This is a genomic window from Christensenella sp., from assembly GCF_034927525.1.
In the GTDB taxonomy this organism is placed as follows: Bacteria; Bacillota; Clostridia; order Christensenellales; family Christensenellaceae; genus Christensenella.
This window is the reverse complement of the sequence record NZ_JAYFPU010000120.1, coordinates 1-7,306: the sequence shown is the minus strand read 5'-3', so window position 1 is coordinate 7,306 and position 7,306 is coordinate 1. Positions and strand designations below refer to the sequence as shown.

The following is a 7,306-nucleotide window of genomic DNA, read 5'->3' as shown; positions in this document are numbered from 1 at the left end:
GATCCACCCGGATGACCGGAGGCGGCCTTGCCAATCATTTTAACAATATCTTTGCGGATATCCTTGGCTGTTGCTTCTAATTTTCCCATAAAGTTCTCCTTCGAAAAGATTTCTATCTCAAGCCCAATACCATCATTGGGCCAGGACATCTATTTACCGGGCTAATTTAGCCCAAAATAACCAGAATTTAAAATTTCCGCCTCGAGATGGGCATCCCCCATAAAGGTGTACACCCGGGGAACCCGTTTGTTCACCATACAGACCAGCTCGTAATTGATGGTCCCCAGCTTTTTCGCCAGCTCATCCACAGCGATGTTCTCCCCAAAAAGCTCAACCTCATCAAAAAGGGCCACATCCTTAAGGTCAGTAATGTCCACAGTGCATTGATCCATACAGATATTGCCCACTACCGGAGCCCGTTTACCTTTAATCCAGACTTCTGCCCCCTTGCCCGACAACATCCGGGTATACCCATCGGCATAACCCACAGGAAGGGTGGCAATCACCCGATCCTCTGTGGCAATGTACTGTCGCCCATAGCCCAGGGAATCTCCGGCGTGAATGGTTTTGATATGGACAATCCGGGTTTTAAAAGTCATCACAGGCTTTAGGGGCAGGCGCTCTTTCTTGACCTCATCCGAGGGATAAAGGCCATAGAGAATGATCCCAGGCCGAACGCCATTAAAAATGGTCTTCTCAAAATCCATGATGGCGGCACTGTTTTCCACATCTTTTAAGGGAATGGTAATTCCCCGTTCCTTTAAACCCTTCACCACCTCGGCATAACGGGACAGCTGGAGATGGGTAAAGGTTTTATCGGCACAATCTGCCGTGGCAAAATGGGTAAACATCCCTTTAACGGTAATTCCCGGCAGCTCAGCAATCTGAGCGATGGCCTCCACCGCCTCATGCCATTGCCAGCCAATTCGGCCCATTCCCGTGTCCACCTTCACATGAACCGGGCAGACACAGCCTTCGGACACACAGTAATCGGACAGTGCTTTGGCAAACTCATATTGGTACACCGTTGGCTCGATATCCCACTCTACCAAATCCGGTATGGTATCCTCCGCTGTAAAGCCCAAAAGCATGATACTGCTCCGATCAATACCCTTTTGACGCAGGGCAATGGCTTCATCCAAAAAGGCTACTGCAAAGGCATCAATCCCCTCATCCTGAAGGGTTTCCACCACCTCAATGCCATGACCATAGGCATCGGCTTTCACCACACCGATAATGGTTGCCCCGGGGCCCACCAGCTTCTTAATGCCATTCAGATTATAAATCAAGTTTTCCAGATTAATCTCTGCCCAGGTTGGACGATGGGGTGGCAGTTCCAAAACCTCGCCTAAGTTATCATAAATTCCCATACTTTTCCTCCTCAGCTTGCCGTTGCACTGACTAAGGCCAGCACCAACCGGCTGGCATTGGCCACCGATTCTTCAAAATGGGCATCATAGGTCGCCTCAAGGGCCTCGTCTGCATGATCGGAAATACTGCGAATAATCATAAAGGGAATCCCATTCACCCAGGCTGTCTGGGCCACGGCGGCCCCCTCCATCTCCACACAGGCCCCGGAAAGTTCTGTGGCCAGGGCCGCTTTAAGCTCCCCTGAGGCCACCACCCGGTCTGCAGTCAGTACCCGGCCAGCCAAAGCTGGAATCCCCAGCCCTGCTGCAGCCGCTTTAGCTTTAGACAATAAATCCGGGTCTGCTTCAAAGAGGCGCATCCCCATTTCAGGGATTTCTCCCAGGGCAAAGCCGGCTGGGGTGGCATCCATGTCGTATTGCATGGCATCCTTAGAAAGGACAATATCCCCCACATCCAGGCCACTGGCTAAGGCCCCGGCAACCCCCAGATTGATGAGGCAATCCACCCCATAGCAATCAATGAGGATCTGGGTGCACAGCGCAGCGTTCACCTTTCCCACACCACATTGTACCGCGGTTACCTCTTTACGATTTATTTTTCCAGAAACAAAGGTCATCCCAGCCTTGGTAAAGGTGGTGGACTCCGTCATGCTTAATACAATACCCTCGACTTCTTCCTTCAGTGCTGCTATTATTCCAATCATTTTTCATTCTCCCTGACGAGTAGTACCACGGCTTCTGATGCAATGCCTTCCTCACGTCCGGTAAAGCCAAGCTTTTCTTCCGTGGTTGCCTTGATGTTCACCTGGTCCACCGTTGTACCCAGGGCCGCGGCTACCCGCTTTTTCATCCCCGGTATATAGGGTGCACATTTAGGTTTTTGAGCGATGATGACCGCATCCACATTGCCGATGCCATAACCGGCACCAGCCATCATGGCTGCCACATCCTCTAGAAGCTTGATACTATCCGCATCCTTATACGCTTTGTCAGTATCTGGAAAATGTTTGCCGATATCTCCCTGGCCAAGAGCGCCGAGTACCGCGTCCATAATGGCATGGGTGAGAACATCCGCATCGGAATGGCCCAAAAGGCCCATCGAATGCTCGATTTCTACTCCGCCGAGAATCAGCTTCCGTCCTTCCACCAGCTGGTGGACATCGTAGCCAATTCCAATTCGCATGGGATTCATAACCCATCCTCCGTTTCTTGGGAATCACTAATCACGAAGCATTAGTTTCATCCTATTGTTAATTTAACCACAATCATCCTTTAAAGTATAGCCATTCTTGAACAAAATCGAAAATGGTAACCCATTACAGCAAAATATTACTGATTTTCCCCCAATATTTTGAAGTTATTTCTTCTTTATTTTTTATTTTGTAAAAATACTTCTCAATTGCTTTTTGTTCAGCGGCTTATAGGAATTATTATAGCACTTTTTTTCACAGAGGGGTAGGGGTTCTATGGCTCACCACATCTGAGTACTGTCACATATTATTCAGGTTTGTATTTTCCATTTACTTTTTTGAATATATTTGATATAATTTTATTAAAAGAATAATGAAAAGGATAATGTGGTGAGAATCCACAACATGATTGAATCGGGATGCCTTTATAGGATGTGTCCGATAATCTGAATTGATTAATTCAGGGATATCATGTTTCTATGCTATCCCGGATAACGGGATTTTTTTATTGCATAATATCTACAGCTCAATACAATTTTTGTTTTGAAAGGGATGAGTCCATTGTGCCAAAATCAAGATTAATTGCGTTTTGAAAATTTATTTACTGCCACATAGTACATTATGAAACGAGAGGGTTATTATGAAAAAAACAACAATCAGTCTATTGATCGTTTTCTTAATTGCGCTACTATCTGTATGTCCCGTTTTTGCAAATGAAGAATCCACCCTTGTCAACGATCAAGAATTAATCGAAAGCGAAATCCAGTCTAGAGAGTTGAACTTATGGGATCGTCGAAGCTTCAGCTTTTCTTTTGATGCCAGCTCAAGGGCAACGATGGAGAAAGCATTGCAATCTGCCTTAATCACAGCAGCGTCGACTGGCATTGGTTCACTTGGAGGGACCCCTGGTGCAATGCTTGGCGGTGGTCTCGGCGCCTTTATTACTACTTTTGCAAATGATTCTACAGACCAATACTACTCCGTTTTCGGCAACACCGGCTACGGCTCTGTTACTGTTGCTCGTTATCAAAATAAATTAAGGGCTGGAGTCTATCTTTATTCAGATGCAAACCATGCTCATTTAGTCTATCGAAATACCTATGCAACTAATAATTTCAAATAAGTGTACATCATGAAGAAAGGATTCCTCAGGTCATTCATACTGTTTACAATAGTTGTAATTATCCAGCTAATGGCCATTATTCTTGCGAAATTAATATCTCATGATATTCGATGGCCTATATCCAATTTTAGTGCTTTTTTCAGTCCACTACGATCGGTCATTTTTCCACAGCTTACCCTGTCCACTATTTTCACATTCATTGTTATACTCGTACTACAGAGAAAAAAGTAAAGAATTATCTTTTCTCCACTAAGAACACAGGCAAAAGAGTTCTATTCTTTGTCTGTGTTCTTTTACCCGTCCTGCAGTTTGGAGCTGTGACAATCAATGTTTTAAAAGCAGCCTGTCTGAAAAAAGCATCACCGACAGCGGCGAAACCGTCCCTTCCTATATTTCTCCAAATCCGCCTTCCACCAAAGCCACCAGGGCATCCACGGCTTCTACTTCATCGGGTCCATTCCCGGTAATTTTAATCCTCGTCCCCATGGTGAGGGTCATGCTCATAACATTAATAACGGATTTTGCATTCCCTTCCTTGGAGGGCTCCGTCATCCGGGTGATTTTCAAATCCGCCTGGTACTGGCCAGCGACCTTGGTAAATTCTGCTGCGGGACGGGCATGAAGTCCCGTGGGATTAACGACTTTCACTTCTTTTGCATACATATTTTTTCCTCCTGATTAAACAACAAGGCACGGCAGTAGGGGAACCGCCGCGCCTTTGCTTCGGCCACCCTAGGGGAGGGTAGCCATATCTGAATCTTGCGAGATCAGCAAATTAATTTGTAGTTCCTATAGGAACAATTCGTCCTGGAGCTTACGCAGCTGGACAATGAGGTTATCATTATTCAGGATAACATCATCATAGGTGATCACGTCGCCTGCCTTTTTATCCACGGTGAGCTGGGTTTTCTTATCCACCAGGCCCATGGGCAGGGCATTCTGTGTATCCGCTTCCGCCGCGGCCATGAAGGTTCCGCGGATGGTGTAGCCACCGATGCCGTCTAACATATCTCCGGCCTTCATATCCTTTTTAGCCACAGCAATGGTTTCTGCCACACGGCCAGCCCGGGGAACGATGGTGGGTTCGTGGTCGATGCAAGCCTTGGCCACGGACATGGGGGTTTCCAGGGAAGTTAAGTGATAGGGGCGATACAGGGTGTAATTGGGACCAGGTCCCATGCTGAGGTAGGTTAATTCTGCAGCGATATCCGGCTGATCGGTGCCGATGATGACGAACACCCCCGGGGCTACGCCATTGACGTATTCAATAACGCCATAGTTATCCAGAACCCCGCCCCGACCTTCGCTCTTCAGGCTCAGGACATCATTTAATCCTTTGACATCACTTTCCGGACCATGGGCACCGGTGACATCAGGTACAAAACCCGTGGCATTGGCCATAGCAGTCATTTCCACCATGGTCTTGGTTCCATCCTTAAAGGCACAGATCATCTTGGGAGAGGCGCCCTTTTCCTTTGCGATTTCCGCCACAGTATCGGGGTTACATTCCAGGGCCAGGGCATTGTTTTTCCCTTTCCCAACAACCTTGACATCAAAGCCTAAGCCCTTGGCATAATCGTACATTTCAATGACGGCACCGGGTTCATCCCCGGCAGATCCCGTGTACACTACGCCGGCGTTATTGGCCAATTTCCAGAGGAGATGTCCGATACACACATCGGTTTCAACATTGAGCATACAGATATGTTTGCCGGCGTTAATGGCATCCATGGCAACCTTCGCCCCCACTTCCGGCACACCGGTGGCATCCACCGCACAATCGATGATATCACACTTTGTGGCGATTTCATTATTACTGGTGACGATGAATTTACCCTCCGCCAAGAGCTTGTTGGCTTCTTCAACGGTTTGGGCTTCAACAAAATCCACCCCTTCGGTATAGCCAGAATCCAGATAGGCCCGCTTGGCATTATCCAGTACCACATCCACAACAACCACGGGATCCATCCCCTTCATGGTCGTCATCTGTGCGGCCATTCCGCATCCCATCTGTCCAGCACCGACAATGCTGGCCTTTATGGATTTTCCCTCTGCTTCCAGTTGCTCCAACTTCACGCTCATGTTAATCATGTGTCATACCTCTTTCTATCATATAATATTTATTGATGGCTTATTGAAAATGAATCTCAAAGGAATCTCCCACCTGTATCTCAGGAACGATACCACCGCCGTCCAGTTCCATCTGGCCTGGCAGCTCAACGTCAGCATATCCTGAAAACTTCAGGGTGCAATGCCCCATACTGGCCAGGGTATGGTTGGCCTCCGCCCCTACGGCAGTTACCCTGTAGGCGCTGTTCCCCAAAATGACCTGGTCTCCCGGGGCGACATCCCGCTCCAATTCACACTTGGTGTGCAATACGGCCATTTCTGCCAAAGCCGCCGGTGCGTTATCATTAAAGACAATGATAAACCCACCTTCCTCTGCTAAATCCTGAACCAGTGGCCCGATATCCACAACATCGGTTTTGAACATCTTTAATGCTCCTTCTACTTTTTAATACAGCCCGATACTGAAGGCGAAGGCAATCAGCACCGCGATGGGGCCAGTGGCCAAACGCTCAAAGAGCACGGCGGGCACGCCAGCATCAATGGTTTCAGGTTCCGCTTCACCCAGGGATAAACCAACGGGGATAAAGTCACACCCAACCTGGGCATCGATGGCGAAGAGTGCCGGCAAGGCCAGGGAAGGATTAATGGCACCGCGGCCAATTTGTTCCCCAATGAGCACCCCGACCACCTGGGCAATGACTGCCCCAGGTCCGATGATGGGCGAAATAATGGGGATGGCACAGATAATGGAAACCACCAGCAAACCCGGCAGGGTATTTGCTAAGGGCGAAATGGTATTGGCAATCCAATCCCCCAGACCAGACCCCTGGATAATCCCGATGAGCATGGCCACAAAAGCCATGAAGGGCAGGATATTTCGGATGACCATATCAATGGTATCCCGACCGGCCTGGAAGAATTTTGCAACAACACCACCAACGCCCTTTCCTAACCGAACCAGGAAGCTTTCCTTCTTCCCATCATTGGCCTTTGATGCACCATCCTTCTTTTCTTTCGTCGCTTCTGCTGCCGCTGTGTCCACCGGGGTATCTCCGGCATCTGCCAACTGGACACCCCCAGGCTTAACATCGGAAACGTAAATGTCTTCCATGATATACTTGGCCAAGGGACCACTCTGACCCACCGCCGTTAAGTTAATGGTGGGCACCCGTTTCTTGGGGTATACCCCACACCGGGCTGTTCCGCCACAATCGATGATCACACAGGCAAATTCATCGTCCGCCACACCTTTGGAGAAACCATCCACAGCCTCTGCACCGGTCAGCTCCGCAATCCGCTGTGCTAAAGGATCGATGCCGCCACCCGTCACCGATACAATTTTATTTCTTTTTTCCGTAGGCTGAATAACCAGTGGTCCCCCCCAGCCATTGGGTCCTTTAGTGATTTTTACTGCCTTATACATTTGCATTCGCCCCTTTCTTCATAAACCGGATGGTCAGACGTTCGCACACCACCCCACGGATGAGGATGACGATGAGCCCGACAATAAAGTACCGAATAGCTAAGGGTCCTAGGTCCTTACCCAAAGTGGT

9 protein-coding genes are annotated in these 7,306 nt (G+C 48.5%); 1 reads left to right on the top strand and 8 read right to left on the bottom strand.

What is annotated here, in order from left to right:
- Positions 1–161: 161 nt before the first annotated feature.
- The 3 genes from alr to ispF are packed head-to-tail and all read right to left on the bottom strand — an operon-like array spanning position 162 to position 2,553.
- A complete protein-coding gene (gene alr, locus VB081_RS04935) occupies positions 162–1,370 on the bottom strand; it encodes an alanine racemase (RefSeq protein ID WP_276983376.1) in 1,209 nt (402 codons plus the stop codon).
- A gap of 11 nt (positions 1,371–1,381) precedes the next feature.
- Positions 1,382–2,074, bottom strand: coding sequence for a 5'-methylthioadenosine/adenosylhomocysteine nucleosidase (locus VB081_RS04930; protein WP_276983378.1), 693 nt, complete (start codon positions 2,072–2,074; stop codon positions 1,382–1,384).
- The gene (gene ispF, locus VB081_RS04925) at positions 2,071–2,553 is read right to left on the bottom strand and encodes a 2-C-methyl-D-erythritol 2,4-cyclodiphosphate synthase (RefSeq protein WP_090244047.1); all 483 of its coding nucleotides are present in this window, start codon (positions 2,551–2,553) and stop codon (positions 2,071–2,073) included. The genes VB081_RS04930 and ispF overlap by 4 nt, the downstream gene beginning before the upstream one ends.
- A 647-nt stretch (positions 2,554–3,200) precedes the next feature.
- On the opposite strand from ispF, the gene VB081_RS04920 reads away from it, so the two are divergent.
- The gene (locus VB081_RS04920; RefSeq protein ID WP_090244032.1) at positions 3,201–3,683 is read left to right on the top strand and encodes a hypothetical protein; all 483 of its coding nucleotides are present in this window, start codon (positions 3,201–3,203) and stop codon (positions 3,681–3,683) included.
- Between the two features lie 387 nt (positions 3,684–4,070).
- Here VB081_RS04920 and VB081_RS04915 read toward each other — a convergent pair whose 3' ends face one another.
- The 5 genes from VB081_RS04915 to VB081_RS14995 form a co-directional block, all read right to left on the bottom strand.
- A complete protein-coding gene (locus VB081_RS04915) occupies positions 4,071–4,346 on the bottom strand; it encodes an HPr family phosphocarrier protein (RefSeq protein WP_323399731.1) in 276 nt (91 codons plus the stop codon).
- 126 nt (positions 4,347–4,472) lie between these two features.
- Positions 4,473–5,774, bottom strand: a complete 1,302-nt coding sequence (locus VB081_RS04910; protein ID WP_323399730.1) for an NAD(P)H-dependent oxidoreductase — start codon at positions 5,772–5,774, stop codon at positions 4,473–4,475.
- A gap of 40 nt (positions 5,775–5,814) precedes the next feature.
- Positions 5,815–6,177, bottom strand: a complete 363-nt coding sequence (locus VB081_RS04905; RefSeq protein WP_323399729.1) for a PTS glucitol/sorbitol transporter subunit IIA — start codon at positions 6,175–6,177, stop codon at positions 5,815–5,817.
- Positions 6,178–6,198: 21 nt separating this feature from the next.
- Entirely contained in the window at positions 6,199–7,176 is a 978-nt protein-coding gene (gene srlE / locus VB081_RS04900; protein WP_331675974.1) for a PTS glucitol/sorbitol transporter subunit IIB, read from the bottom strand.
- Positions 7,169–7,306: PTS glucitol/sorbitol transporter subunit IIC (locus VB081_RS14995; RefSeq protein ID WP_323399732.1), on the bottom strand; the 138-nt coding region annotated here is incomplete at its 5' end. The genes VB081_RS14995 and srlE, both read right to left, overlap by 8 nt.